At 75.2% G+C, this 25,913-nt stretch carries 20 protein-coding genes; 15 read left to right on the top strand and 5 right to left on the bottom strand.

Going from position 1 to position 25,913, the window contains the following annotated elements; genetic code table 11:
- Positions 1-35: 35 nt before the first annotated feature.
- The 6 genes from rimO (at position 36) to pspM (ending at position 5,362) form a co-directional block, all read left to right on the top strand.
- A complete protein-coding gene (rimO, locus tag ACTMS0_RS13325) occupies positions 36-1,529 on the top strand; it encodes a 30S ribosomal protein S12 methylthiotransferase RimO (protein WP_441155454.1) in 1,494 nt (497 codons plus the stop codon).
- Positions 1,530-1,606: 77 nt separating this feature from the next.
- A complete protein-coding gene (gene pgsA, locus ACTMS0_RS13320) occupies positions 1,607-2,200 on the top strand; it encodes a CDP-diacylglycerol--glycerol-3-phosphate 3-phosphatidyltransferase (protein WP_441155453.1) in 594 nt (197 codons plus the stop codon).
- Between the two features lie 76 nt (positions 2,201-2,276).
- The gene (locus tag ACTMS0_RS13315) at positions 2,277-2,843 is read left to right on the top strand and encodes a CinA family protein (RefSeq protein WP_441155585.1); all 567 of its coding nucleotides are present in this window, start codon (positions 2,277-2,279) and stop codon (positions 2,841-2,843) included.
- 138 nt (positions 2,844-2,981) lie between these two features.
- Positions 2,982-3,431 carry a helix-turn-helix domain-containing protein gene (locus ACTMS0_RS13310; RefSeq protein ID WP_441155452.1) on the top strand — a complete coding sequence of 150 codons (450 nt, stop codon included), beginning with the start codon at positions 2,982-2,984 and terminating at the stop codon, positions 3,429-3,431.
- A 246-nt stretch (positions 3,432-3,677) separates the two neighbouring features.
- A complete protein-coding gene (locus ACTMS0_RS13305) occupies positions 3,678-4,559 on the top strand; it encodes a PspA/IM30 family protein (protein ID WP_441155451.1) in 882 nt (293 codons plus the stop codon).
- A gap of 23 nt (positions 4,560-4,582) precedes the next feature.
- Positions 4,583-5,362 carry a phage shock envelope stress response protein PspM gene (gene pspM / locus ACTMS0_RS13300; protein ID WP_441155450.1) on the top strand — a complete coding sequence of 260 codons (780 nt, stop codon included), beginning with the start codon at positions 4,583-4,585 and terminating at the stop codon, positions 5,360-5,362.
- On the opposite strand, the gene ACTMS0_RS13295 is transcribed toward pspM, so the two are convergent.
- From ACTMS0_RS13295 to ACTMS0_RS13285, 3 genes are all read right to left on the bottom strand, one after another.
- On the bottom strand, positions 5,363-9,040 hold the full coding sequence (locus ACTMS0_RS13295) for a hypothetical protein (protein WP_441155449.1): 3,678 nt from the start codon (positions 9,038-9,040) through the stop codon (positions 5,363-5,365). It lies immediately after the preceding gene.
- Between the two features lie 509 nt (positions 9,041-9,549).
- The gene (locus tag ACTMS0_RS13290; RefSeq protein WP_441155448.1) at positions 9,550-10,377 is read right to left on the bottom strand and encodes a hypothetical protein; all 828 of its coding nucleotides are present in this window, start codon (positions 10,375-10,377) and stop codon (positions 9,550-9,552) included.
- Positions 10,378-10,453: 76 nt separating this feature from the next.
- On the bottom strand, positions 10,454-11,305 hold the full coding sequence (locus tag ACTMS0_RS13285) for a DNA-formamidopyrimidine glycosylase family protein (RefSeq protein ID WP_441155447.1): 852 nt from the start codon (positions 11,303-11,305) through the stop codon (positions 10,454-10,456).
- A gap of 110 nt (positions 11,306-11,415) precedes the next feature.
- Here ACTMS0_RS13285 and ACTMS0_RS13280 point away from each other — a divergent pair, with 110 nt between their 5' ends.
- Positions 11,416-12,627 carry a hypothetical protein gene (locus ACTMS0_RS13280; RefSeq protein ID WP_441155446.1) on the top strand — a complete coding sequence of 404 codons (1,212 nt, stop codon included), beginning with the start codon at positions 11,416-11,418 and terminating at the stop codon, positions 12,625-12,627.
- 50 nt (positions 12,628-12,677) lie between these two features.
- Here the strand turns inward: ACTMS0_RS13280 and ACTMS0_RS13275 are convergent, their stop codons facing one another.
- A complete protein-coding gene (locus ACTMS0_RS13275) occupies positions 12,678-13,463 on the bottom strand; it encodes an S-adenosyl-L-methionine hydrolase (RefSeq protein WP_441155445.1) in 786 nt (261 codons plus the stop codon).
- Positions 13,464-13,638: 175 nt separating this feature from the next.
- Between ACTMS0_RS13275 and ACTMS0_RS13270 the strand changes: the two genes are divergently transcribed.
- Complete coding sequence (locus tag ACTMS0_RS13270) at positions 13,639-14,190, top strand: hypothetical protein (protein WP_441155444.1); 552 nt, start codon at positions 13,639-13,641, stop codon at positions 14,188-14,190.
- A gap of 14 nt (positions 14,191-14,204) precedes the next feature.
- Here the strand turns inward: ACTMS0_RS13270 and ACTMS0_RS13265 are convergent, their stop codons facing one another.
- A complete protein-coding gene (locus tag ACTMS0_RS13265) occupies positions 14,205-18,851 on the bottom strand; it encodes an ATP-dependent helicase (protein ID WP_441155443.1) in 4,647 nt (1,548 codons plus the stop codon).
- 181 nt (positions 18,852-19,032) lie between these two features.
- On the opposite strand from ACTMS0_RS13265, the gene ACTMS0_RS13260 reads away from it, so the two are divergent.
- From ACTMS0_RS13260 to mnhG, 7 genes are all read left to right on the top strand, one after another.
- The gene (locus ACTMS0_RS13260) at positions 19,033-19,446 is read left to right on the top strand and encodes a hypothetical protein (RefSeq protein ID WP_441155442.1); all 414 of its coding nucleotides are present in this window, start codon (positions 19,033-19,035) and stop codon (positions 19,444-19,446) included.
- Between the two features lie 333 nt (positions 19,447-19,779).
- A complete protein-coding gene (locus ACTMS0_RS13255) occupies positions 19,780-22,617 on the top strand; it encodes a Na+/H+ antiporter subunit A (RefSeq protein WP_441155441.1) in 2,838 nt (945 codons plus the stop codon).
- Entirely contained in the window at positions 22,614-23,099 is a 486-nt protein-coding gene (locus ACTMS0_RS13250) for a Na(+)/H(+) antiporter subunit C (RefSeq protein WP_441155440.1), read from the top strand. Before ACTMS0_RS13255 ends, ACTMS0_RS13250 begins: the two co-directional genes overlap by 4 nt.
- A gap of 22 nt (positions 23,100-23,121) precedes the next feature.
- On the top strand, positions 23,122-24,627 hold the full coding sequence (locus tag ACTMS0_RS13245; protein WP_441155439.1) for a Na+/H+ antiporter subunit D: 1,506 nt from the start codon (positions 23,122-23,124) through the stop codon (positions 24,625-24,627).
- 55 nt (positions 24,628-24,682) lie between these two features.
- Positions 24,683-25,267 (top strand): Na+/H+ antiporter subunit E, encoded by a 585-nt coding sequence (locus ACTMS0_RS13240; protein ID WP_441155438.1) that lies wholly within the window; start codon positions 24,683-24,685, stop codon positions 25,265-25,267.
- Positions 25,264-25,527, top strand: coding sequence for a monovalent cation/H+ antiporter complex subunit F (locus ACTMS0_RS13235; RefSeq protein WP_441155437.1), 264 nt, complete (start codon positions 25,264-25,266; stop codon positions 25,525-25,527). The genes ACTMS0_RS13240 and ACTMS0_RS13235 overlap by 4 nt, the downstream gene beginning before the upstream one ends.
- Positions 25,527-25,868: a monovalent cation/H(+) antiporter subunit G gene (gene mnhG / locus ACTMS0_RS13230; protein WP_441155436.1), complete on the top strand. Its 342-nt coding sequence runs from the start codon at positions 25,527-25,529 to the stop codon at positions 25,866-25,868. The genes ACTMS0_RS13235 and mnhG overlap by 1 nt, the downstream gene beginning before the upstream one ends.
- Positions 25,869-25,913: the final 45 nt, after the last annotated feature.

The following is a 25,913-nucleotide window of genomic DNA, read 5'->3' as shown; positions in this document are numbered from 1 at the left end:
GTGGCGGGGGCCGGTCGCCGGCCCGGTACCCTCGGATGGTGTCTGCCACCTCCCCTTCTCCCGCTGACGGCCGTCGCGTCGCCCTGCTGACCCTGGGCTGCGCCCGCAACGAGGTCGACTCGGAGGAGCTGGCCGCCCGCCTGCACGCCGACGGGTGGCAGGTCACCACGGACGGCGAGGGCGCCGACGTGGTCGTCGTGAACACCTGCGGTTTCGTCGAGAAGGCCAAGCAGGACTCGATCCAGACCCTGCTGGCCGCCGCCGACACCGGCGCGAAGGTGGTCGCGGCCGGGTGCATGGCCGAGCGGTACGGGCGCGAGCTGGCCGACAGCCTGCCCGAGGCGCAGGCGGTGCTGAGCTTCGACGACTACCCGGCGATCTCCGCCCGGCTGGGCTCGGTGCTCGCCGGCGAGTCGGTCGACGCGCACACCCCGCGGGACCGGCGGGAGCTGCTGCCGCTCACCCCGGTCAAGCGCCGGGAGGCGGCGGTGTCGCTGCCCGGGCACGGCACCCGCGCCGCCGTCGAGACCGACGAGCACACCCCGGCGCACCTGCGGCCGGTGCTGCGGCGCCGGCTCGACACCGGTCCGGTCGCCTCCCTCAAGCTGGCCAGCGGCTGCGACCGGCGCTGCGCGTTCTGCGCCATCCCCGCCTTCCGCGGCGCCTTCGTCTCCCGTACGCCGGACGAGCTGCTCGCCGAGGCGGAGTGGCTGGCCAAGACCGGGGTGCGGGAGCTGGTGCTGGTCAGCGAGAACTCGACCTCGTACGGCAAGGATCTCGGCGACCCGCGGGCGCTGGAGAAGCTGCTGCCGCAGCTCGCCGCGATCGACGGCATCGTCCGGGTGCGGGCGAGCTACCTCCAGCCCGCCGAGACCCGGCCCGGCCTGGTCGAGGCGATCGCCACGACGCCGGGCGTCGCCGCGTACTTCGACCTGTCGTTCCAGCACTCGAGCGAGCCCGTCCTGCGCCGGATGCGCCGTTTCGGCTCCACCGACCGTTTTCTGGAGCTGCTGGCCAGCGCCCGGGCCCTGGCCCCGGAGGCCGGCGCCCGCAGCAACTTCATCGTCGGCTTCCCGGGGGAGACCCGGGCCGACGTCGCCGAGCTGGTCCGCTTCCTGACCGATGCCCGTCTGGACGCGATCGGCGTGTTCGACTACAGCGACGAGGACGGCACCGAGGCCGCCGGGCTGCCGGGCAAGGTGTCGGCCGCCACCGTCAAGCGGCGGTACGACAAGATCAGCGCCCTGGCCGACGAGCTGTGCGCGCAGCGGGCCGAGGAGCGGCTCGGCTCGACGGTGGAGGTCCTGGTCGACTCGGTCGACGACGGCGTGGTCGAGGGGCGCGCCGCGCACCAGGCGCCCGAGGTCGACGGCTCGACCACCCTGGTCGCGCCGGCCGGCGGCGGGGTGGACCTGGCCGCGCTGCGCCCCGGCGACCTGGTCCGCGCCACGGTCACCGCGACCGAGGGTGTCGACCTGGTCGCCGTACCGGATGAGATGATCTCGGCGGCGCCCGGCGCGGCACGGTGACGGCGGGCCCGGACGGAGCGAGGGAGCGACGTGGTGAGGTGCCAGGTCGGCCACGGCGGCCGGAGCGAGGTGCCGCGATGACCGGGGCGGCGGAGCCGGCCTCGGCCCCGGTGGTCGCCCGGGTGTCCGTGCTCAACGCGGCCAACGCGCTGACGCTGTTGCGGCTGGTGCTGGTGCCGGTCTTCGCGGTGTCCGTGGTCGTCTCCGCGATGAGCCACGCGGGCTGGCGGATCGCCGCCTGCCTGATCTTCGCGGTGGCCTCGGCCACCGACCTGGTGGACGGGTGGATCGCCCGCCGGTTCGGCATGGTCACGTCGGTCGGCAAGGTGGCCGACCCGATCGCGGACAAGGCGCTCACTGGTGCCGCCCTGCTGCTGCTCTCCTGGTACGACCGGCTGCCCTGGTGGGTGACCGTCGTGATCCTCGTGCGGGAACTGAGCATCACGGCGCTGCGGTTCTGGGTGATCCGCCACGGCGTGATCGCCGCCAGCCGGGGCGGCAAGATCAAGACTGCCCTCCAGATCCTCGCGATCGCCTGGTACCTGTGGCCGATGCCCGCGGCCCTGGCCGCGGTCGGCCCCTGGATCATGGGCGCCGCCGTGGCCGTGACGGTCGTCACCGGCTTCGACTACGTCGCCCAGGCCCTGCGCCTGCGCCGTCCGACCAGCTGAGCCGTCCCTGCCCGACCGGGAGCCGGTCAGGACGAGTACCGCGGCCGGGTCGGGGGAAGGAAAGGTGGCCATGGAGATCGAGACGGACGCCGACGGCGATCGGCCGGTCGGCAGCCCGGCGGCCGGCGTCGTGCACAGCCTCGCCGAGCGGCAGCAGACCCTCGCCACCGTCGAGTCGCTGACCGGCGGCCTGCTCGCCGCGGCGATCGTGGAGATCGCCGGCGTCAGCAGTGTCTACCGCGGCGGCCTCGTGGTCTACGCCACCGAGCTGAAGTCGGGGCTGGCTGGTGTACCGGAGGAGCTGCTCGCCGAGCGGGGGCCGGTCGACCCGGACGTCGCCGTGGCGCTCGCGGAGGGCGGGCGGCGGGGGTGCCGGGCCGACTGGGCCCTCGCCACGACCGGGGTGGCCGGGCCGGAGCCGCAGGACGGCAAGCCCGTCGGGCTGGTGTACGTGGCCGTGGCCGGCCCGTCGGGCAGCGCGGTACGGCAACTGGACCTGGACGGTGGCCGCGACCACATCCGGTCGGCAGCGGTGGTGGAGGCGCTGCGGCTGCTGGCCGAGCGGGTCCAGGGCGCCGACGACGGCAGCCCGGCGGACACCGGTTCCGCGGGGCGTGACCCGGCCGGCGCCGGGCATCGGTGAGGGATCATCCGATTCCGACGGGCGGGGCGGGATGTCGGCCGAGCCGGCAACGGGTACGGTTGCGGGAAGGCTCCGGTGGCCGGGGTCCGGAGGGCTCCGGGCCGTCGGGGCGGAGTGGTGTCCCCCAGGGGAGGTGCGATGGTCCTGCTACGCCGGGTGATCGGTGACGCGCTGCGGACACGCCGGCAGGGGCAGCACCGCACCCTGCGCGAGGTCTCCTCCGCCGCCAACGTCAGCCTCGGCTACCTGTCCGAGATCGAGCGCGGCCAGAAGGAGCCGTCGAGCGAGCTGCTGGCCGCCATCTGCGACGCGCTGGGCGCGCGCCTGTCCGAGCTGCTGCGTGAGGTGAGCGACACGGTCGCCCTCGCCGAGCAGATGCCGGGCGTGCTCGTGCCGGTCCAGGACGAGCCGGTCGAGCAGCGCACCCCGGTGCCGCCGGCCGTGCGCAAGGCCGCCAGCCGCAGTGTCCGTCAGGTCGCCTCCGACGGCACGGTCTCCGTCCAGGTCCGGCACGACTCCCCGCTCAAGGCCACCCTGCGCAGCAGCCGGGTGCGCCCCGCCGACCGCGACGTGGTCTGCGCCGCCTGATCCACCGGGCGTCCGGCCGGCGTCCACGTCCCGGTCCACCTGCGGGGCGCCCCTGGCTCGGCCCTGGTTTCCCGGCTCTCGTGATGGTCGGCCACCCCCGCGCCGCGTAGGGTTGATCGCGACGGTGGCGACCCCGCTCGTCGCGTGCGGATGCCCCGCTGGCGTCCGCCTGGGACGATGGAGCCACTGCCGCACCCGGCCGGACGGCCGCGGGCGGCGCGACGCTACTGAGGGGGTACCGCGGAGATGGCGAACCCGTTCGTCAAGGGTTGGAAGTATCTGATGGCGCTCTTCGGCGCCAAGATCGACGAGCACGCCGATCCGAAGGTGCAGATCCAGCAGGCGATCGAGGAGGCCCAGCGCCAACACCAGGCGCTCGTCCAGCAGGCCGCCGCGGTGATCGGCAACCAGCGGCAGCTGGAGATGAAGTTGTCCCGTCAGATGTCCGAGGTCGAGCGGTTGCAGGCGAACGCCCGCCAGGCCCTGGTGCTGGCCGACCAGGCCCGCGCGAAGGGCGCCGAGGCCGAGGCGACGCGCTACGAGCAGTCCGCCCAGACGCTCGCCACCCAGCTGGTCTCGGCCGAGCAGGCCACTGAGGACCTGAAGACCCTCCACGACCAGGCGCTCGGCGCGGCCGCGCAGGCCCGCAAGGCCGTCGAGAACAACTCGATGATCCTCCAGCAGAAGCTCGCCGAGCGGGCGAAGCTCCTCAGCCAGCTGGAGCAGGCGAAGATGCAGGAGAGCGTCGCCGCGTCGCTGGAGTCGATGTCCGCGATCACCGCGCCCGGCACCACCCCCACTCTGGACGAGGTCCGGGACCGGATCGAGCGGCGGTACGCCAACGCGATGGGCCGGGCCGAGCTCGCCGGCAACTCCGTCGAGGGACGCATGCTGGAGATCCAGAAGGCGACGCTCGACTCGGCCGGTTCCGCCCGGCTGGAGCAGATCCGCGCCAGCATGGCGGGGGAGAAGCTCGGCGGTACGACGGAGCGGCCGGCCGTGTCGCGGCCCGAGCAGGCGGCCCCGGCGGCACCGGCCGCCGACCCGGCCGCTGCCGCCCGGCTCGACGAGATCCGGGCCAGCATGAGCCGGGAACGCGGCAGCGGCGACACGACAGCCGCCGGTTGAGCGGCCCGGGTCGAGGAGGCGACGTGGCAGACGAGCGTACGCGGTACTTCCGGCGGCTCGGCCGGTTGCGGCGGTCCGCCCGCCGGTGGAGCGTGCTGGCCGGGGGCCTCGGTGGCGCGGCCGCCGTGCTCACGCCGTACGCCGGCCTGGGCCTGCCGGACGCGGCGTGGGCCGCCGGCGCGGGCGGTGCCATGGCGCTGGCCGCGTGGCGGTGGATCGACCTGCGGGCGCTGGCCGCCCGCCCGGCCCCGCCCCCGCTCGACCCCGCCGAGGCGGCGGCCCGGTCCCGGGCCCGGCTGATCGCCGCGGTGGAGCGGCTCCCCGTCGGGCCGGGCGTGCTCGCCGAGGTCCGCCGGATGCGGTCGCGGGTCGCGCTGCGCGGCACCAGCGCCGCCGAACCGTTCGCCCGGCTGGACCGGGCCGCCCTCACCTTCGCCGGCATGACGACGCGGCTGACCGGGCTGGCCGAACCCGCCGTGGCCGAGGCCGCCGCGGCCGACCGGTCGCTGCGGGACCTCGCGGCCCGGGTCGCCAGCGTCGAACGCGCGCTGCGGCTCGCGCCGCCGGACGCCCGGCCGCCGCTGGCCGAGGCCCACGCGGCGCTCGGCGCGCAGCTGGAGAGCGGCGTCGCCGCGTACGAGCGGCTGGTGGTGGCCGCCGCCGGCTACGTGGCGGAGAACGCGCGGCCGGGCACCGAGCACCCGGCGGCGGCCCGGTTGACCGAGGCGACCGACCTGCTGCACGGGGTCGCCTCGGCCCTCGCCGAGCTGCGCGGCGTCGGCACCCCGCTGCGCACCCTCTGATCAGCTCGGGGTCGTCACCGCCACGGGCACGGTGAACGGGGACGTGCCCACGACGTTGAACGAGCGGATGCGGTAGTGGTAGGTGACCCCACGGGCCAGGCCGGTGTTTGTGAAGCCCCGCCCGCTCACCGTGAAGGTGGCCACCTCCCGGGTGAACGCGGCGTCCAGGGCCCGCTGCACGGTGAACCCGGCGCCCGGCCCGGCCGTGGTGCTGGCCGCCCAGCCCAGGATCACGGTCGCGGTGTCCGGGGCCGGCGCGGTGGCGGTCACGCTGACCGCCGTCGGGACACCCGGGCGCGGAGGGGTGGTCACCTGCGCGACCGTCGACCACGGTGAGGCCGCGCCGAGGTACGTGGTGCGCACCCGGTAGTAGTAGATGGTGTCCGGCGCGACGGCGGTGTCCAGGTGGGTGTCGCCGACACCGATCGCGGTGGTGCCCGGCCCGCTGGTGAACGTCGGGTTGGTGGCGCGCTGCACGTCGATGCCGGTGGCGAAGGAGCGGTTTCGCCACCGCAGCGCCACCCGCAGCGGAGCCGCCGGCGGCACCGCCGCGGTGAGCCCGGCCGGCGCGGCGAGCTGCACCGAGGCGGGCACGCTGTTCGACCAGGCCGAGCAGCTGACCGAGTTCTCGGCGCGGATCCGGTAGTGGTAGGTGACGCCGGGGGTGACCGTGGCGTCGGTGTACCGGGTGGCGGTGGCGGCGACGGTGATCCCGGTGAGCCCTTCGGTGAACGTGGGATCGGTGGCCCGCTGGAGCAGGTGGCTGGTGGCGGCCGGCCGGCTGCCGTTGCCGGTCCAGGCCAGCGTGATCGCCGGCAATGCGGTGGCCGATCCCGGTGCCGGCGTCGCGGTCAGCCCGGTCGGCGCCTTCGGGGCGACCCGCAGCACGAGGGGCCGGCTCATGCCCTGGTCCCGGTGGCCGGCGAGCTGGCTGTGCCAGCGGTACTCCCAGCCCAGGTTCACCAGCTGGTTGACGATCTGCGCCGGCCGGCCGTCCACCGGGCTCACCGGTGTGGAGCCGGTCCGCACGCCGGCGGGCCGGCCGGGATCCAGCAGCCGTACGCTGTCGCCGATCTTGAACGGCAGAGGTGGCGCGACGGGCCGCAGCGCGACGATCACGTCCTCCCGGGGGTTCACCCGGACCACCTGCTTCCAGCCCAGCTCGTTCTCATCCGGCGGTCGCAGCGTGCCGTCCCACCCCGCCCGGTTGACGAGTTGCAGGTCGACGCCGTCCAACCGGACCGGCTGGGTCTGCCGGCTGGCCCCGCGGATCCGCCAGAGCTGCGTGCCGTCGGCGGGTGCGCCGACCGGTGCCGCCGGGTCGCTGACCTGCACCACCTCGGTGGCCGGATCGGTCGGGCCGAGCGGCAGCACGCCGGGGACGAGCGCGCCGCCGTGCGGGTGCCCGACGCCGAGCCGCCCGGCGAGCCGGCCATGACCGGGCTCGAAGACCTGCTGGACCGCCTTCACGGCGAGGGGCAGCAGCACCGGCGAGCCGCCACCGATCGGGGTGAAGCTCACCGTGGTGGCGTGGACGGGCACCACGGTCTCCCGGGTGGTGCGGGTGCCGAGCGCCGCGTCGTACGCGGGCTGCGGCACGATCGGCGGGCGCTGGCTGGCCGCGTACGCCCGGGGCAGCCGCTCGCGCAGTCGGGCCAGGTCGTACCGCGGCGACGGGGTGCCGCTCACCCGGAACTGGAGCAGCGTCCGTGTGTTCGGGCCGTACCCGGGGCGGCTCGGCGGCGTCCCGCCCTCGGCGCGGAGGTCCGGCGCGTCGGTGTGGTGGTCGTAGCGGGGGTCGAAGCCGGGCAGCGGTGCCGGGGCGTCGTTGTAGAGGATCAGCGTGCCGCCCGGGGCGACGGTGGAGAAGTCGACCAGCACATCGGCCTGCTCCCCGGGGGCGAGCAGCAGGGCGTGCCCGTCGACGTTGAGCACCGTGGGGTCGCGCCGGTCGTACCGGAAGGTCACCGGCTGGTTCGGGATCACCACCGGGGCCGGCAGCAGGCCGCCCTCGTTGCCGATCTGCACCAGCTCCGGCCCGGCGGCACGCGGATCCGGCACCCCGCCCTCCCGCCCGTCCGCGGGCCAGCCGGGCGGCCGGCCCGGCGCCCGGACCGCCTCCACCATCGGGACCTCGCCGGCCCCCGCGTCGGCGAGCCCGCCGTCCGGCTCCCACATCGGACCGGCGGTGCGGGCGCGGTAGAGCTGGAGGTTCAGGCTGCGGTCCAGGCACGCGTTGAGGATGCGGAAGCGGTAGGTACGCGGCTCGACCGCGAGCCACGGGTACGCCACGCCGTTCACCAGCACCGTGTCGCCGTAGGCGTCCGGCACCGCCGACGGGTGCGGCACGCCGGGCGTCATCGGCGGCTCGTCCGGCGCGGTGACCGGGTCGTGGTGCGGGTTCGGCACCGGGCCGGGACCGGCCGCCGCTCCGGCACCGTTCGGCCCCGACGCGCCGTCCGGGCCGGTCTCCTCGGCGGTACGCGACCACGGCCCGTAGTCCCAGCGTCCGGTCGGGTTGCCGCCGCCGCCGCGGTACGGGTTCTGCCGGGGCTGGTAGACGTGCGGGTGCCAGAGGCTGCCGCGGGAGCCCCACCGGTCCCGGTCCCAGGTCGGGTCCTCGCCGGCCAACTGGATGTCGTCGGGTACGAAGGTCTTGTCCTCGAACACCAGCGGGATCTGGTCGGCGGGGAGCACCCCGTCGGCGACCAGCCGTTCCTCGGCCGGGTCGGTGAGCAGGTAGAGCGCGAGCTGCCCGGAGTAGACGGTCAGCCGGGCCAGACCGACGGTGTTGTCCTGGAAGGCGAGCAGCCGTCCACTCTGGTCGTTCGGGTAGTACAACGTGGTGGCTCCCGCCCCGGGGTGCGGCATGTCCGGCACGTGGGTCAGCCCCACCCCGGTCGGGTACGGGGTGATCTCACCCGCCGGGGTGATCCACTGCCACGGGTTTCCCGCGCTGATCCAGCCGGTCTGCGCCCCCGCCAGGTGCAGCACCGCCCGGTTCTGCGGGTACGGCGCCGGCCCGTCGAGCGGCCCGGTGCCCGCCCCCTCGATGGTCGGGTCGACCGGGAGGAACAGCTCGCCGGCCCGCCCGGTGGGCAGCTGGTTGATGAACTTCACCCGTACCGGCCGGCCCCGCCGCGCGACGATGACCGGGCCGAGGTGGACGGGCCGCTCCGGCGGCGCGAGCGTGTTGTGCCCGGTCGGGTCGGTACCGAGGTTGAGCTGCCGGTAGCCGCGCAACCGGGTCGCCGGGAGGTCCCGGTGCAGCCGTTGCGCGTACTCGCGGAGCCCGATCTCGTAGTAGTCGCAGCCGGGGTAGGTGATGGTGTCCGGGATCGCCACCGGCAGGCTGCCGACGGGCCCGGTGCCGGCGGAGCCGACGGCGCCGAGTGTGGGCAGGGGGTCGACGAACTTGCGGATCCCGGTGCCGGGCACCACCCGCCCGTCCGCGTCGACGACCGGCAGCGGGCTGTGGGCGTGGTTGGGTACCGGCCCGAAGCAGCGGGGGAGCGCGGCCGGGTCGAGGCTCGCGGGTGCCGGCGCGGCGTCGTCCGCGCTCCGGGCCGCCGGGACCGTCGGGCCGGCCCCGTCGCGGCGGTGGTCGCCGGTGCCACCGGGGCGGTCGCCGATGGGCCGGTCGGCCCACGGGATCCGGAGTCTGCGGAACAGGTCCATGGCTCTCCCGGCGTCGGGCGCGGGTCCGCCACCTCGGCGTGGCGGCGCGGGCGCGCTGATCTGACGGTGTGTGAGCACTCAACCGCAGCATGCGACCCGGACGGGTGGTTAGGAAGTACCCAATCGTCCCTATCTGGGCCGGCGCACCAATTGATGACCCCGTCTCCGGAGTGTCCCGCCCGACACGCCGTCCGATGTGGTGGGCCCGGCCCCCGCGGGGTGGTGTCGCGACCGGTCCTGACTCGGCATGCCCGGCAGTCATCCGGCGGAGCGCATGGTGCGGTCGACGCCCTGTCGAGCTGCCCTCACAGATGGGGCAGAGGCGGAAGCGTCGCCGGTAGCACAGACGGGTCGGAAGCCGAAGCGTTGTCGGTCCCAGCGCCGGGGGCAGGGAGGAGCGCCGCCCGTCGCACAGACGGGTGGGAAGCCGAAGCGTTGTCGGTCCCAGCGCCGGGGACAGGGAGGAGCACCGCCGGTCGCACAGACGGGGCAGCTCGACAGCGCCCGACTCAGCTCTTGAACTGGGCGAGACGCCTGTCGGCGTCGGTCACCACCGCGTCGATGGAGTCGGCGGCGGCGCGCAGGTCAGCGGCGGTGAAGGTGAGGGGTTCGCCGGCCCGCCAGCGGACCGCGCGGTCGGCGAGGTCCGTCCACGCCGGCAGCAGCTCGGCCAGGTACGCGCCCGCCTCCGCCTTCGACACGATGGCGCCTTGAGTCAGGGTGTGGTGGAGCCGGGCGGGGCCGAGCACCGCCCACGCCACGCCGTCCGCCTCGATCGGCTCGTCGTCGGCGACGCCGCGCAGGTGCTCCCGGATGTCCCGAGCTAGCGGAAGCCAGTACGTGTGCAGGTTGTCCCGCAGGTAAGCCCGCAGTGCCGCGTCGTCACCGGGGATCGCGAGGTCGGCCACCGCCGGCCCGCGCACCGGCACGCCATGCCGGCGCAGCACCAGCCACAGGACCGGGCTGAGGTCGCCGCACGGGCGGTCGGCGTGGAACTGGCCGTTCACCACGAACGGCGTGACCCGGCGGTCTGCGGGGAACCTGGCGAATGTCCGCTCGTCCAGGTAGATCCCGTCGAGGTGGGGTCGGTCCGGCAGCGCGGCGTGGAGGCGGGCCAGCTGCGTCAGGTCCGCGGCGGCCGGCGGACGGCCGGTCACGATCAGCGTGTCGATGTCGCTGGCATTCGCCTGCCAGGCGTCGAGAGCGGCCGAGCCGGTGACGTAGAGCCCGGTCACGAAGCCCGGCAGAGCGGCGTCGACGGTGCGCAGGTACTCCTCGACCGCCGCGAGCACCTCGAGGGGCAGGCGGGTGGGAACATCGGCCGATCCGATGGACATCGGCACCTCCGATCGGTGACCGAGCCTAGGGCACCGCGGGGGCTGCTGTCCGCGTCGGAGCCGCATCGAAGCCGGGTCAGCCGGGCCACTCGGGTTGGCAGACCGGGCACCAGTAGGTGACGCGGTCGCCCAGATCCTCCTTGCGGATGGCCGTGCCGCAACGGCGGCAGGGCTGGGCGCGCCGGCCGTACACGTAGCTGGTCTGCCCGCGGTGCAGCGACCCGGTGGTGCTCTGGGTCCAGCGTCCCCGGTTCGCGGCGAGCAGCTTCTGCGCCAGGGTCACCGTGCCGGCGAGGTCACGGACCGCGCCGACCGGCGTCCACGGCGACACCCCGCGCAGGAACAGCACCTCGCACTTGTAGAGGTTGCCGATGCCGGCGAGGTTGCGCTGGTCGAGCAGGGCGTCGCCGATGGTGGCGTCGGGGTGTGCGGCGAGCCGCCGGACCGCCTCCGCCGGGTCCCAGTCCGGGCCGAGCAGGTCGGGGCCGAGGTGACCGACGAACTGGCCCTCCTCGGCGGTCGGGATCAGGGCCAGGTCGTGCAGGTGGTAGCCGACGGCCACCGCGTGCGGGCTGCGCAGCACCACCCGGATCAGGTGCGCCGGACGCGCGGCCCAGCGTTCGCCCGGCGCGTACGCCCGCCAGGCGCCGTCCATCCGCAGGTGCGAGTGCAGCGTCCAGCGAGTGCCGGCATCCGGCCCGGGCGAACCGTCGGCGGCGGGCGCGGGCCCGGGGGCGCCCGCGCCCGGCGGGGATTCGAGTCGCAGCAGCAGGTGCTTGCCGCGACTGGCCGACTCGCGCACCGTCCAGCCGGTGAGGTCGGTGGCGGCGAGCTGGGGGACCCGGAAGTCGCTTCCGGTCAGTCGGGCACCGGCGAGTGCCCGCTGGAGGACGCGGGCGGTGTTCCAGACGGTGTCGCCTTCGGGCACCTCTCCATCCTCCCTGCCACGAGCCATATTCGCATGTGTCGCTATTTGTAGGCAGGTTCCCCTGGATCTTCTGACAACGGCACTATCAGGGAGTTCTGAGGAGAATGCCCATGAGTCGTCATCGCCGTCCTGTTCGGTCCGCCGTCCTCTCCCTCATCCTCACCCTCGCCCTCCTGCCGTTCGCGACCCCCACCTCGGCCGCCCCGCGCGACGGCAACCGGTGGAGCGTCGACCTCTCCCTCGTCAACGGTGACGACGTCAACGTCCGGTACACCCGCACCGGCCTCCGCCTGGCCGACCTGCGGTCGGCCCCGGCCGGTCCCAGCCCGCACAGCGCGGTCGCCGAGGGCCTGTACCTCTCCGCCCCGCGTACCCTCGCCCGCCCCGCCACCCGCGTCCGGGCCGAGGTCACCGCCCGCGTGCCGCACGGCGCGACGGTCGAGACGCAGGTACGCGGCTGGCGGGCCAGCGGCTGGACCGAGTGGCGGGAGGCCACCCGGGGAGCCCTGTTCGACGTGCCGGTCACCCGGGTGCAGGCCCGGATCGTGCTCACCGGCGGCGCGTCCGCCGAGGTGCGGTCGGTCCGGCTCACCGCCGAGCGGGTCACCGTCACCGCGGTCTCCGCCGCCACCCCCGGCCTCACCTACCGGGTGTACGCCACGCGGATCGGCCACGTCGGCGGGACCACCGCCAACGGTCACACCATCACGGCCCGGGACCACTTCGTCGCCCTGCCCTCCCGGCGCGGCCTGTCGCCGCTGAACGCCGGCGACTACACGGTCCGGGTCTGCACCACCACCGGGAGCCGCTGCGAGTACGCCCCGGTGTGGGACGTCGGGCCGTGGAACACCCGCGACGACTACTGGAACCTGAGCTCGGTGCGTGAGAACTGGAAGGACCTTCCGCAGGGCCGCCCGCAGGCCCAGGCTGCCTACCAGTACGGCTACAACGGCGGCCGGGACCAGTTCGGCCGTACCGTGCTGAACCCGGCCGGGATCGACCTCGCCGACGGAACCTTCTGGGACGGGTTGCAGCTCACCACCAACGCGTGGGTCGACGTCGCGTACCTGTGGACCGGCACCGGTCCGCGCGGCGTGGTCGGCGACGGCCCGCTCAACATCCGGGCCGGGGCCAGCACGGCGTACGCGGTGCGCGGCCTGGCCGCCCGGTACGCCCACGTGCCGATCCAGTGCTCGGTGCTGGGCCAGACCCTCACCGGCCCGTACGGCACCACCAACCGCTGGAACCGCCTGGCGACCGGCCAGTTCGTCAGCCACGCGTACATCCAGGCGGTGTACGGGGGCTCGGTGCCGCGCTGCTGACCGCGTACCTCGCCGGGCCGGGAGGCGTCCCGGCCCGGCGGTGCGCGTCGTCAGGCGGCGGTGACGCGCAGCCGGTCGCCCGGCCGGACCGCCAGCAGGTCGGCGGCCCGGCCGCCGTTGACCGACACCGCGACCAGGCCGGCCGAGTCGACGTGGACGACCAGTTCACCGGGCGGCGCGTCACCAAAGGTCCGGCCGTGCACCGCGGCCTGATGCCCGACCTGAACGGCGGCGGGCAGCGGCTCCAGCAGCGCGGCCGGCGCGGCGAGCTGCACGTTGCCGAAGTGGTCGACCGTCAGCACCTCAGCGGTGAAACCGTCCGCCTCGGGGCGTACCAGCGGCGCGGGCAACCGGACCAGGCTGTCCGGCTCGACCGCCGGGCCGGCGTCCGCCAGCGGCGCACCGAGCGCCAGCCGGGCCGCCACCGGCGCGAAGACGTCCCGGCCGTGGAACGTGGCCGACACCCGCGGCCCGAGCCACTCCGGGTTCGTCAGCTCCACCACCGCCCGTACGCCGCCGAGCGCCGCCGCGGCGTCCAGCAGCAGCCCGTTGTCCGGCCCGACCAGCAGGCCGTCCCCGGCGGCCAGGGCGATTCCGCGGCGCGCGGTGCCCACACCCGGGTCGACCACCGCGACGTGGACGCCCGCCGGCAGGTGCGGCACGGTCTGCGCGAGCACCGCCGCGCCCCGCCGCACGTCGCCGGGGGGCACCAGGTGGGTCACGTCGATCACCCGGGCCGTCGGCGCCAGCCGGGCGATCACGCCGTGGCAGGCGGCCACGAAGCCGTCGGCGAGGCCGTAGTCGGTGGTGAAGGAGATCCAGGGCGTCGGCGCCATGGAACGACAGGCTAGCCCGCCGGAGTGAGCCGTACCTCGAGAACCACCTCGTGCGGCGCGGCGGATCGTACCCGCAGGTCGGAGGGCGTGCCGTGCGCCCGGGCCGGCGGATGTCGGACAGTCCACTGGCCGACCGGCCCATGCCAGCGGCGGTGCGGGTTGGCAGACTGCCAGGGTGACCAACCGGACCCTGCCCGCCGTCGCGGTGCTCGCCATCGCCGCCGCTCTGACCGCCGCCTGCGGCGACGACAACGACAAGTCCTCCGGAGGTGCCTGGGGGGACGGTTCGCGCCCACCGGCCGCCGGCTCCGCGCCGCCCGCCGAGGGGTCGGCGTCGGGCGACGCGGTGGGGCCGAGCGCGACCGGTGCCACCGAGCGCCGGCCGACGAGCGTGCCGAAGGCGGTGCTGCCGTCCCGCCCGACCGCCGCGCCCGGAGCGCGGGAGGTCGTGGCGGCGTTCAAGGCGGCTGGCCTCAAGGTCACCGACGCGAAGGACCGGTCGGTCGACTGTGGACCGGACGGGCTCGGCCTGGGCTGCTCGGAGCTGATCGCCACCGACGGGGTGACGGTGTACGTGTTCCCCGACGAGGTCAGCGCCAAGGAGATCGCCGAGACCTGGGACGGCCAGTCGTTCCAGGACGGCGCGGTGGTGCTCAACTACCTGGAGGCGAAGACGCCGGCCGCCGAGCGCCCGAAGTACGAGAAGGTGCTCACCGAGCTGCGCTGACCTGGGAGACGGTCTCAGCCCCGCAGGCGCAGACCGCGCGGGGTGGCCCGGAAGCCGGCGGCGGTCAGCGCGTCGCGCAGGGGCGACGAGTGCACCGCCTCGCCGTCGGCCCGCTCCACCGAGATCGCCCCGAGCGCTCCGGAGTGGACCACGTCGGCGAGCGCCTTGCCGGCCGCGGCCAGCGTGTCGGCGTCGTCGGTGAAGGAGAGCAGCGTCCGGCCACCCCGCTCGACGTAGAGCACGAGGTCGCCGGCGACCAGCACCACCAGGGCGCCCGCCTTGCGGCCGGCCCGGTGCCCGGTCGCCGGTGCCGCGCCGTCGCCCGAGTCGACCACCCGCTCGGGCCAGGGCAGCGCCGCGCCGTACGGGTTGGCCGGGTCGGTCGCGGCGAGGACCAGGGCCGGCCCGCCACGGGCCCGCCCCCCGTCGGCCGGGTCGGCCAGGGCGCGGAGCCGGTCGACCGCACCGGGCACCGCGAACTGGGCGGCGCCGAGCCCCTCGACGAAGTAGCCGCGGCGGGCGGCCCCCCGCTCCTCCAGCGCGGACAGCACCGGGTAGACGGCGGCGAAGCCGCCGGTCACCTGCTCGGCGACGACCGCGCCCCGGGTCACCACCCCGTGCCGTTCCAGCAGGACGTCGGCGAGGGCCGCCGCGCGGCGGGTCGGATCGGTGTCCCGCTCCGGCAGGCGCGACCACCGCCCGGCGACCGTGGGCGGGCCGCTGCGGGTGGGCAGCGCGACCCGGCCCGGACGCCGGTACCGGGTGCGCGGCGCGGCCGGGCGGGACCGGTGCGCGCCACCACCGCCGAGCACCGCGCGCAGCGGGGCGAGGGTGTCGTTGGTGAGGTGGCCGGCCCAGACCAGATCCCATACGGCGGCGGTCAGGGCGGCGTCGTCCGTCGAACCGACGCGGTCGGACAGGGACCGGAAGAACAGTGCCTGGCCGTCGCCGAGGGCGTCGAGCACCGCGTCGTGCAGCGGGGTGCGGCTGAGCGACTCGTCGGGCGGGGGGAGCAGCAGCGGGGCGGTGTCCGCGTACGCGAGGGTGACCCAGCCGTCGCCGCCGGAGATCGCCCCGGAACCGGCCCACACCACCTCCCCGCTGGCGCACAGCTCGTCGAGCTGGGCGGGGGAGTAGTCGGCGACCCGCGCCGGCAGCACCAGCCGTTCCAGTGCGGACGCGGGCACCGCCACGCCCTGCAACTGCTCGACGGTTGCGGCGACCGCCTCCACCCCGCGCGCCGAGGAACCGACCTGCTGCCACCGGGGCAGGAACGTGGCCAGCGCCCGGGGCGGCACCGGCTCGATCTCCCGGCGCAGCGCCGCGAGGGACCGGCGGCGCAGCATCCGCAGCACCTCGGCGTCGCACCACTGGGTGCCGACCGTGTCGGGCGCGAACTCCCCGGACACCACCCGGCCGGCGGCCGCGAGCCGGCGCAGCGCCTGCTCGACCACGAACACGCCGAGCCCGAACCGGGCCGCGCAGGTGGCGGCGGCGAACGGGCCGTGGGTGCGCGCGTACCGGGCGACGAGGTCGCCGAGCGGATCGGCCACCGGCGCCAGATAGGCCTCGGCCACGCCGACCGGAAGCGCCACGCCCAGCGCGTCGCGCAGGCGGGCCGCGTCCTCCACGACGACCCAGCGGTCCTCGCCGGCGATGCGGACCCGCAGCACCCGCCGGGCGGCCTCCAGCCCGGTCAGCCACTCCGCCGGCACCCCGCGCGTCGCCAGCTCCTCGGCGGTGAGGTCACCGACGACGCGCAGCAGCTCGACCACGTCCTCCGCGTCGCGGGGGCGGCGCTGCTCGGTGAGCCAGCGCAGCTGGCGGTCGGTCTCGGCGAGCACCGCCGGGTCGAGCAGCTCCCGCAGGTCGACCCGGCCGAGCAGTTCCCCGAGCAGTGCCGAGTCCAGCGCGAGGGCGGCGGCGCGCCGCTCGGCGAGGGGTGCGTCGCCCTCGTAGAGGAAGGCTCCGACGTAGCCGAAGAGCAGGGAGCGTGCGAACGGCGACGGCTGCGGGGTCTCCACCTCGACGAGGCGCACCTTCCGCGCGGCCAGCTCGCGCATCAGCGCGGCGAGCGAAGGCTGGTCGAAGACGTCCTGGAGGCACTCCCGGGCGGCCTCCAGGGTGACCGGGAAGTCCGCGTACTCGCGGGCGACGTCGAGCAGCTGCGCCGCGCGCTGCCGCTGCTGCCACAGCGGCTGGCGGCGGCGCGGATCCCGGCGGGGCAGCAGCAACGACCGGGCGGCGCACTCCCGGAACCGGGCCGCGAACAGCGCCGACGTGCCGACCGACTCCTCGACCAGCTGGGCGATCTCGTCGGGCTCGAAGACGATCACGTCGGCGCCGGGCGGCTCCTCCGCCGTGTCCGGCAGGCGGACGACGATGCCGTCGTCGGAGGGCATCACCTGGGCGTCCACCCCGTACCGCTCGGTGAGCCGGCGGCCGATCGCCAACGCCCACGGTGCGTTGACCCGGGCGCCGAGCACGCTGTGCACGGCGAGCCGCCAGTCGCCCAACTCGTCGCGGAACCGCTCCACCACCACCGTCCGGTCGTCCGGCAGCGCCCGGGTGGCCGCCTGCTGCTCGCGCAGGTACGCCATCAGGTTGCCGGCCGCCCAGTCGTCCAGCCCACCGGCGCGGAGCGCGGCGACGGCGTCGTCGTCGCCCTGCCGAAGCAGGGTGCGGACCCGGGTGCCGATGGCCCGGCCCAGCTCCACCGGGCGCCCCGGCTGGTCGCCCTTCCAGAAGGGCATCTTGGCGGCCTGGCCGGGGGCGGGGGAGACGAGCACCCGGTCGGGGGTGATGTCCTCGATGCGCCAGGACGACGAGCCGAGCAGGAAGACGTCGCCGACGCGGGACTCGTAGACCATCTCCTCGTCCAGCTCGCCGACCCGGGCGGCCCGCTCCGCCCCGGCCAGGAAGACCCCGAACAGGCCCCGGTCGGGGATGGTGCCGCCGCTGGTCACCGCGAGGCGTTGGGCGCCGGGCCGGCCGGTCAGCACGTCGGTCGCCCGGTCCCACACCAGGCGGGGACGCAGCTCGGCGAACGCGGTCGAGGGGTACCGCCCGGAGAGCATGTCCAGCACGGCGTGCAGGGCCGAGTCGGGAAGCTCGGCGAAGGGCGCGGCCCGCCGTACGACCACGGCCAGGTCCCCGACCCGCCACGGGTCGAGGGCCACCATCGCGACGATCTGCTGGGCAAGCACGTCCAGCGGGTTGCGTGGGTAGTGCAGCTCCTCGATGGCGCCCTCGGTCATCCGCTCGGCCACCACCGCGCAGGAGAGCAGGTCGCCCCGGTGCTTGGGGAACACCACGCCCCGGGACACCGCGCCGACCTGGTGCCCGGCGCGCCCGACCCGTTGCAGGCCGGCGGCGACGCTCGGCGGGGCCTCGATCTGCACCACGAGGTCGACCGCACCCATGTCGATGCCCAGCTCCAGGCTGGAGGTGGCCACCACCGCGGGAAGCTGCCCGGACTTGAGCGCCTCCTCGATGTGCTTGCGCTCCTCCCGGGAGACGCTGCCGTGGTGCGCCCGCGCGATGACCGGCGGTGCGCCGGCCGCCGCCCCGGCCTGTGCCATCAGCTCGGCCGGCGGCCGGTTGACCCGCGCCGGTCCGACCGGCCCGCCCCAGGCTCCGCCACCCGTCCCGGCGTCCGGGCTCGTGCCGGCACCGCCCGCCGGGCCGCTGGCGGCCAGCTCCTCGGCCGCCAGCTCGTTGAGCCGGGCGCAGAGCCGCTCGGCCGAGCGGCGTGAGTTGGTGAAGACGATGGTCGAGCGGTGCGCCCGGATCAGGGCGAACACCCGCTCCTCCACCGCCGGCCAGATCGACGCCCGGCGCGCGCCGAAGCCGCCGAGATCGTCCTCGGGCGGCTCCTGCTCGTCGAGGCGCGTCATGTCCTCCACCGGGACCTGCACGCCGACCTCGATCGTCTTGGCGGTGGGCGGGGCGACGACGTCGACCGGCCGGACCCCGCCGAGGAAGCGGGCGCAGGTGTCGACCGGGCGGACCGTCGCGGACAGGCCGATCCGCTGGGCCGGGGCGGGCAGCAGCTCGTCGAGGCGCTCCAGCGACAGCGCGAGGTGGGCCCCTCGCTTGGTGCCGGCGACCGCGTGCACCTCGTCGACGATCACCGTCTCGACGCCCCGCAACGAGTCGCGGGCGGCGGAGGTGAGCAGCAGGAACAGCGACTCCGGTGTGGTGATGAGGATGTCCGGTGGGGTGCGGGCGAAGGCGCGCCGCTCGTCGGCGGGGGTGTCCCCGGTGCGCATGCCCACGGTGATCTGGGGCGGGGTGAGGCCGAGGCGGGTGGCGGCCTGGCGGATGCCGGCGAGCGGGGTGCGCAGGTTGCGCTCGACGTCGACCGCGAGTGCCTTGAGCGGACTGACGTAGAGCACCCGGCAGCGCTGCCGGGGGTCGGCCGGGGCGGGCTCGCGCGCCAGCCGGTCCAGCGACCAGAGGAAGGCGGCGAGCGTCTTGCCGGAGCCGGTGGGCGCCACCACCAGGGCGTTGTGCCCGGCGCCGATGGACCGCCAGGCGCCCGTCTGCGCCCCGGTGGGCGCGGCGAACGCGGCGGTGAACCACTCCCGGGTGGCCGTGCCGAACGCGGCGAGCGCCTCGCCCGTCGCCGACCCGCCCGCGTCTCCCGTCGCCTCCGCCACGCCTTCCATCCTGCCCCGGCGGTCTGACAACCACGCCCGCCCACCGCGCGTTCTGTCCGGCTCAACGCCAAAAGCGACGGATATGACAATGAATGCGTTAAGTCTTACTTAACTGCTTGCTTGTGACCCACAACATAAAGTAACTTCACTCGGGACGCGAGGGCGGGGCGGAGGGGATCGGATGGCTGTCGAGGAGCGGAATGTCGAGCCCGGCACCGACGTGCTCATCCGCAAGGTCGACAGTCATCTCGCCGCCGTCCGCGCCGGCCTGACCGGTCCCGAACTGGAACTCGCCGAGCGGCTCGCCCACGCACTGCGCGAGCTGGTCGTGTCGACCGCGCGGGCGAGCGCCGCCGACCGGGGCCGGGTCCGCGCGGCCGTGCACTTCTTCGTCCTGCGCCGGGAGAGCCGGGGGCGGCTGCTGTCGGTGCGCTCGCTCGCCGCCGCCCAGCGGGTGGTCAACCGGGTCGTGGTTCAGCTCGGCCGGCCCGACCTGCTCGTCGAGGCCCGCCGCGACCTCCCGGTCCGCGAGCCGGTGCCCCGCACCGGCGACCCCACCACCGACCTCGCCGACGCCGAGGTCGCCGCCCGCTGACGAGCCCGGGCGTCGCCCGGTCGCGCACTGATGATCGACTCGATGCCGGCGGCATCGCGGGGTTCCGCCGACCAGGATCGCCCGATGCCGGCGGCATCGCGACCGACAGCCGGAACCCAATGTCCGACGGCGCGGCGACGTGCGAATTCCCGCAAAACAACCCCGGCCCTCGGCGATCTGACGTCTGATCGCACCTGGGGCACGGTTCGCAGGTCGACGGCGAAGGCCGGCGGGTGCCGGCCACGCCCCAGGTTCTGACGCCGCCCCGACCCGGGCGGCCCGCGCGGTGCGGCCCGGCCCGGCGCGCCGCCGCCACCTCGACGGGGAGTGCGGGTGCTCGTACTGCTGATCCTCCACCTCGTGGCGGCGCTCGCCGCGCCGCCGCTCGTCCGGTGGTGGGGGCCGCGCGCGTGCTACCTGCTCGCCCTCGCTCCGGCCGCCGCGTTCGGCTGGGCGCTGGCCCGTACGCCGGCGGTCACCGACGGCGGGTCGGTCGTCGAGACGTACCCCTGGATCCGCCAGCTCGGGCTCGAGCTGGCGCTGCGGACGACCACCCTGTCCTGGCTGATGACCCTGCTCGTCGGCGGCGTCGGGGCGCTGGTGCTGGTCTACAGCGGCCGGTACTTCGGGCCCGGCTCCCTCGGCCTGGCCCGCTTCGCGGCCGTCCTGGTGGCCTTCGCCGGCGCGATGCTCGGCCTGGTCCTCGCCGACGACCTGCTGCTGCTCTACGTCTGCTGGGAACTGACGACGATCTTCTCGTACCTGCTGATCGGGCACAGCACCGAACGCCGCTCCAGCCGCTGGGCGGCGGCCCAGGCGCTGACCGTCACCACGCTCGGCGGCTTGGCCATGCTGGTCGGGTTCGTCATGCTCGGCACGCACGCCGGGACCTACCGCTGGTCGGAGCTGGCCACCGCGTCGCTGCCGGGCGGGGCGTACCTGGTGACGGCGGTGCTGCTGATCCTGGTCGGGGCGCTGGCCAAGTCGGCGGTGCTGCCGTTCACGTCGTGGCTGCCGGTGGCGATGGCGGCGCCGACTCCGGTCAGCGCGTACCTGCACGCCGCCGCGATGGTGAAGGCCGGGGTCTACCTGATCGGGCTGCTCGCGCCGGCGCTGGCCACCGTCGGGCCGTGGCGCCCGGTGGTCACGGTCGCCGGCCTGGCCACCATGGTCGTGGGCGGCTGGGCGGCGCTGCGGCAGACCGACCTGAAGCTGCTGCTGGCGTACGGGACGGTGAGCCAGCTCGGCCTGCTCGTCGTGGTGGTCGGCGCGGGTACGCCGGACGCCGCGCTGGCCGGCGTGGCGATGCTGCTCGCGCACGCCCTGTTCAAGGCGGCGCTCTTCCTCGTGCTGGGCATCGTCGATCACGGCGCCGGCACCCGGGACCTGCGGGAGCTGTCCGGCCTGGGGCGCCGGGAGCCGCTGCTGACCGCCGTCGCGGTGCTCGCCGCGGCGTCGATGGCCGGCCTGCCGCCGCTGGTCGGGTTCGTGGCCAAGGAGGCCGTCCTCGCCGCGTTCCTCGACCGCCCGGTGGTGCTCGCCGCGCTGGTCGCCGGCACCGCGTTGACCGTCGCGTACAGCGCCCGGTTCGTCTGGGGCGCCTTCGGCGACCGGCCCGGGGTCGAGCCGACCGACGTCGGCCGGATCGCCGTGCCGCTGCTCGCCCCGCCCGCCCTGCTCGCCGGGGCGGGACTGGTCGCCGGTCCGGCGGCCGGGGTGCTCGATCACGTGCTGCGCCCGTACGCCGAGCTGTTCGGCCCGGTGGGCAAGGACCTGGCGCTGTGGCACGGCCTCAGCCCCGCGCTCGGCCTCTCCGCGGTCGCCGTGGCCGGCGGCGCGGCGCTGTTCGCGTTGCGCGGCCCCCTCGCCCCGGTGCTGGCGCGGCTGCACGCCCCGGTCAGCGGCAACCAGGGGTACGAGTGGATCACCCGCCGGTTCGACCGGCTCGCGGTCGAGGTCACGGCGGTCACCCAGCGGGGTTCGCTGCCGCAGTACCTCGGCACGATCCTGATCGCGCTCGCCGTCGTGTCCGGCGGGGCGCTGCTGACGGCCCGCCCGTGGCGGGAGCGGATCGCCCTGTGGGACAACCCGCTGCAGGTGGTCGTGGTGACGGTGGTCGCCGTCGCGGCGGTGCTTGCGGTGGGGGCCCGGCGGCGGCTCACCGCGATGCTGCTGGTGGGGATGACCGGCTACGGCAGCGCGTTGCTCTTCGTGCTGTACGGGGCGCCCGACCTGGCGCTGACCCAGTTCCTCGTCGAGACCGCCACCATCGCGGTCTTCGCGCTGGTGCTGCGCCGGCTGCCGCAACGGTTCTCGGTCCGGCCGCTGCGCCGGCGCCGCTGGGTACGCCGCGCGATCGGGCTGGCCGTCGGCGTGGTCGCGGCCGGTCTCGCGCTGGCCGCCGGCGGCGCCCGGACCGCGCCCACCATCTCCGACGCGTTCCCCGACCTGGCGGTGGGCGAGGGCTACGGGCGCAACGTGGTCAACGTGACCCTGGTGGACATCCGCGCCTGGGACACGATGGGCGAACTCGCGGTGCTGGTGGTGGCCGCGACCGGAGTGGCCAGCCTGGTCTTCCAGCGCTCCCGCACCGGCCCCCGGCCCCGGCGCCCGGAGCCGGCCGGCCGCGTCAACCGCCCGGGACGGCCGGTGTGGCTGCGCGGTGGCCCGACGCTCAGCGAGCGGCGCCGCTCGATCGTGCTTGAGGTGGTCACCCGGCTGATCTTCCACACCGTGGTGGTCTTCTCGCTGTTCCTGCTCTTCTCCGGGCACAACGCGCCCGGCGGCGGCTTCGCCGGCGGTCTGGTGGCGGGCCTGGCTCTCGTGGTGCGCTACCTCGCCGGCGGCCGGTACGAGCTGGCCGAGGCCGCGCCGGTCGGCGCCGGCACGGTGCTGGGCGCCGGGCTCGCCGTCTCGGTCGGCACCGGCGTGGTCGCCCTGCTCGCGGGCGCGCAGGTGTTCACCAGCACGAAGGTCGACCTGTCGCTGCCGTTGGTCGGCGACTTCTACGTGGTCACGTCGCTCTTCTTCGACGTCGGCGTCTACCTCGTGGTGGTGGGGCTGGTGCTGGACATCCTGCGCAGCCTGGGCGCGGAGGTGGACCGGCACATCGAGGCGGCGGGCCACGGCGACCGCGGCCTGGCCGTCGACCGCGGCGGGGAGGGCTCGTGAGGTCCGGCGTGGCGGGCCCCACCCTGGCGCTGATCGTCGCCGTCGGGGTGCTGGTCGCCTGCGGGGTGACACTGCTGCTGGAACGCAGCCTGACCCGGATCCTGCTCGGGGTGATCCTGCTCGGCAACGGCGTCAACCTGCTCATCCTGCTGGGTGGCCGGTCCGGGGCCGCGCCCGTGGCCGGCACCGCCCCGACCGGCGCGATGAGCGACGCGCTGCCGCAGGCGATGGTGCTCACCGCCATCGTCATCACCTTCGGCCTGACCGCGTTCCTGCTGGCCGTCAGCTACCGAAGCTGGTACCTGACCGGCGACGACGAGGTGCCCGACGACATCGAGGACCGCCAGGTCGTGCGGCAGGCCGAGCGCAACGAGGTGGCCACCGCCGACCTCGGCGGCGAGGGCCCGGATGCGGACCCGGAGCAGGTCGACCCGGGGCCCGCGCACCGCCGCCGGGCCCGCGGCGGGGATGGTCCCGGATGACCGGGTACGCCGGGAGGAAGCGGTGAGCCGCCTGCTGGCGCTGCCGGTGGTGGTGCCGCTGCTCGGCGCCGCCCTGACCCTGCTGGTGGCCAGTTGGCCCCGGGTGCAGCGGACGGTCAGCGTGAGCTGCCTCGCCGCCACGCTGGCGGTGGCGGTGGCGCTGCTCGTGCACGCCTACCGGCACGGGCCGGTGGTCGTGCAGATCGGCGGGTGGCCGGCGCCGGTGGGGATCGTGCTGATCGCCGACCAGCTGGCCGCGTTGATGCTGGTGGTCTCGGCGGCGGTGACGCTGTGCGTGCTTCTCTACTCGATCGGGCAGGGCCAGGGGGAGACCGGGGAGAAGACGCCGGTGGCGATCTTCCACCCGACCTACCTGGTGCTGACCGCCGGTGTGACCAACGCGTTCCTCGCCGGGGATCTGTTCAACCTCTTCGTCGGCTTCGAGGTGCTGCTGGCGGCGAGCTTCGTACTGATCACGCTCGGCGGCACCGAGACGCGGATCCGCACCGGCTCCACGTACGTCGTGGTCAGCATCCTGTCGTCGATGACCTTCCTGACCGCCCTCGGCCTCGTGTACGCGGCCACCGGTACGCTCAACATGGCCCAGCTCGCGCCGCGCCTGGACGCGCTGCCCGACGGCGTACGCCTGAGCCTGCAGCTGATGCTGCTGCTCGCCTTCGGCGTCAAGGCGGCGGTCTTCCCGCTGTCGGCCTGGCTGCCGGACAGCTACCCGACCGCCCCGGCCCCGGTCACCGCGGTCTTCGCCGGCCTGCTCACCAAGGTCGGCGTGTACGCGATCATCCGGACCGAGACCCTGCTCTTCCCCGGCGGGCGCGTGGCCGGCCTGCTGATGGTGGTGGCCGGGGCGACGATGCTGATCGGCATCCTCGGTGCGGTCGCTCAGTCCGACATGAAGCGGCTCTTCTCGTTCACCCTGGTCAGTCACATCGGCTTCATGGTCTTCGGGGTGGCGCTGAGCACCGTCGCCGGGCTCTCCGGCGCGATCTTCTACGTGGTGCACCACATCACCATCCAGACCACCCTGTTCCTCGTCGCCGGGCTGGTCGAGGAGCGGGCCGGCAGCACCGACCTGCGCCGGATCGGCGGGCTGTCCCGGGTGGCGCCGCTGCTCGCGGTGCTCTTCTTCGTCTCCGCGATGAACCTGGCCGGCATCCCGCCGTTCTCCGGGTTCCTCGGCAAGCTCGGCCTCCTCCAGGCGGGCGTGGCGACCGGCGGCGTCCTGCCCGGCGCGCTGGTCGCCGCCGGCACGGTGACCAGCCTGCTCACCCTCTACGTGGCGTCCCGGGTGTGGAACATCGCCTTCTGGCGGGCGCCGCGGCTGGCCACCACCGAGCCGGCGGTACGCCTGCCCGCGCTGATGATCGGCGCGACCGTCGCCCTGGTCGCGCTCGGGCTGACGCTGACCGTGGGCGCCGGCCCGCTCTTCGACGTCACCGCGGACGCCGCCACCGACCTGCTCGCCCGCACTCCGTACGTGCGGGCCGTGTTCCCGGCGGGGACGCCGTGAGCGCGAGGAGTGAGCCGGGTCTGCGAGCCCCGCAGTCGCGAACAGAGGTGCCGCCGTGACCGCCGAACCCGGCAAGGTCGCCCCGCCGCGCGGGCGCGTGAAGCGGTGGCGGGACCAACTGATCGCGTCCGGCTGGCTGGTGCTGGTCTGGAACCTGCTGTGGGGCGAATTCTCCTGGGGCAACCTGCTCGGCGGGCTGCTGGTGGCCGCCGTGGTGCTGGTGTTCTTCCCGCTGCCGCCGGTCACGTTCGCCGGACGCGTCCGCCCCGGCCCACTGCTGGTGCTGGTGCTCCGGACGGCGGGCGAGCTGGTCACCGCCAGTTTCCGGGTCGCCGGGCTGGCGCTGCGGCCCGGCTACCGCCCGCACAGCGCGATCGTCGCGGTGCGGCTGCGCGTGCCCAGCGACCTGAACCTGGCCCTCACCGCGGAGGCGGTGTCGCTGGTGCCCGGCACCCTGATCCTCGAGGTGGACCGGGAGGCCGGCACGCTCTACGTCCACGTGCTGGACACCCACGGTCGGCGGGAACTCGCCGCGAACCGGGAGCGGGTGCGCGCCGTCGAGTCGCGGATCGTGCGGGCGATCGGCTCCGCCGCCGAGCTGCGCCAACTGGACCAGTCCGTCGAGAGGGGTACCCGATGACCGTCGTCCTCGCCGTCGTCCTGACCGTCCTGTTCTCGGTCACCGCGCTGCTGGCACTGATCCGGCTCTACCGGGGACCGTCCCTGCTGGACCGGGTGGTCGCCGCCGACATGCTGCTGGCGACGATGGTCGGTGCGGTCGGCGCCGAGGCCGCGGTGAACCGGCACGCCACGACGCTGCCGGTGCTGGTGGTGCTCTCGCTGCTGGGCTTCATCGGCTCGGTCTCGCTGGTCCGCTTCGCCGTCCGGGAGGAGCACTGATGGCCGGGACCGTCGCGGACTGGCTCGGCGCCACCCTGCTGGTGGCCGGCGCCCTGCTCAGCCTGGCCGCCGGGATCGGGGTGCTGCGCTTCCCCGACGTGCTGGACCGGATGCACTCCGCCACCAAGCCGCAGACGCTGGGGGTGCTGCTCCTCCTGGCGGGGTTGGCGCTGCGCCTCCGGTCCCCGGCGGACCTGGGGATGATCGCGCTGGTGGCGCTCTTCCAACTGGCCACCGCCCCGGTGGCCGCGCAGATGATCGGTCGGGCCGCATACCGCTCGAACCGCGTCGACCGCACCCTGCTCGACGCCGACGAGTTGGAAGGAAGGGCCCCTTATTAACGCCTCCGGTAGTGGAAGGGCCCCTTCTTAACGCCGTTTCCGGCG

It is taken from the genome of Micromonospora sp. H33 (assembly GCF_052068455.1).
Taxonomy (GTDB): Bacteria; Actinomycetota; Actinomycetes; order Mycobacteriales; family Micromonosporaceae; genus Micromonospora.
The sequence above is the reverse complement of the archived record's forward strand: the minus strand, read 5'-3'. Positions and strand labels throughout refer to the sequence as shown.

Coding starts and splice junctions, on each gene's coding strand:
- ACTMS0_RS13310 (WP_441155452.1), top strand. CDS start 2,982: ATGGTCCTGCTACGCCGGGTGATCGGTGACGCGCTGCGGACACGCCGG.
- ACTMS0_RS13295 (WP_441155449.1), bottom strand. CDS start 9,040: ATGGACCTGTTCCGCAGACTCCGGATCCCGTGGGCCGACCGGCCCATC.
- ACTMS0_RS13305 (WP_441155451.1), top strand. CDS start 3,678: ATGGCGAACCCGTTCGTCAAGGGTTGGAAGTATCTGATGGCGCTCTTC.
- ACTMS0_RS13290 (WP_441155448.1), bottom strand. CDS start 10,377: ATGTCCATCGGATCGGCCGATGTTCCCACCCGCCTGCCCCTCGAGGTG.
- mnhG (WP_441155436.1), top strand. CDS start 25,527: ATGGCCGGGACCGTCGCGGACTGGCTCGGCGCCACCCTGCTGGTGGCC.
- ACTMS0_RS13235 (WP_441155437.1), top strand. CDS start 25,264: ATGACCGTCGTCCTCGCCGTCGTCCTGACCGTCCTGTTCTCGGTCACC.
- ACTMS0_RS13260 (WP_441155442.1), top strand. CDS start 19,033: ATGGCTGTCGAGGAGCGGAATGTCGAGCCCGGCACCGACGTGCTCATC.
- ACTMS0_RS13280 (WP_441155446.1), top strand. CDS start 11,416: ATGAGTCGTCATCGCCGTCCTGTTCGGTCCGCCGTCCTCTCCCTCATC.
- rimO (WP_441155454.1), top strand. CDS start 36: ATGGTGTCTGCCACCTCCCCTTCTCCCGCTGACGGCCGTCGCGTCGCC.
- ACTMS0_RS13275 (WP_441155445.1), bottom strand. CDS start 13,463: ATGGCGCCGACGCCCTGGATCTCCTTCACCACCGACTACGGCCTCGCC.
- pgsA (WP_441155453.1), top strand. CDS start 1,607: ATGACCGGGGCGGCGGAGCCGGCCTCGGCCCCGGTGGTCGCCCGGGTG.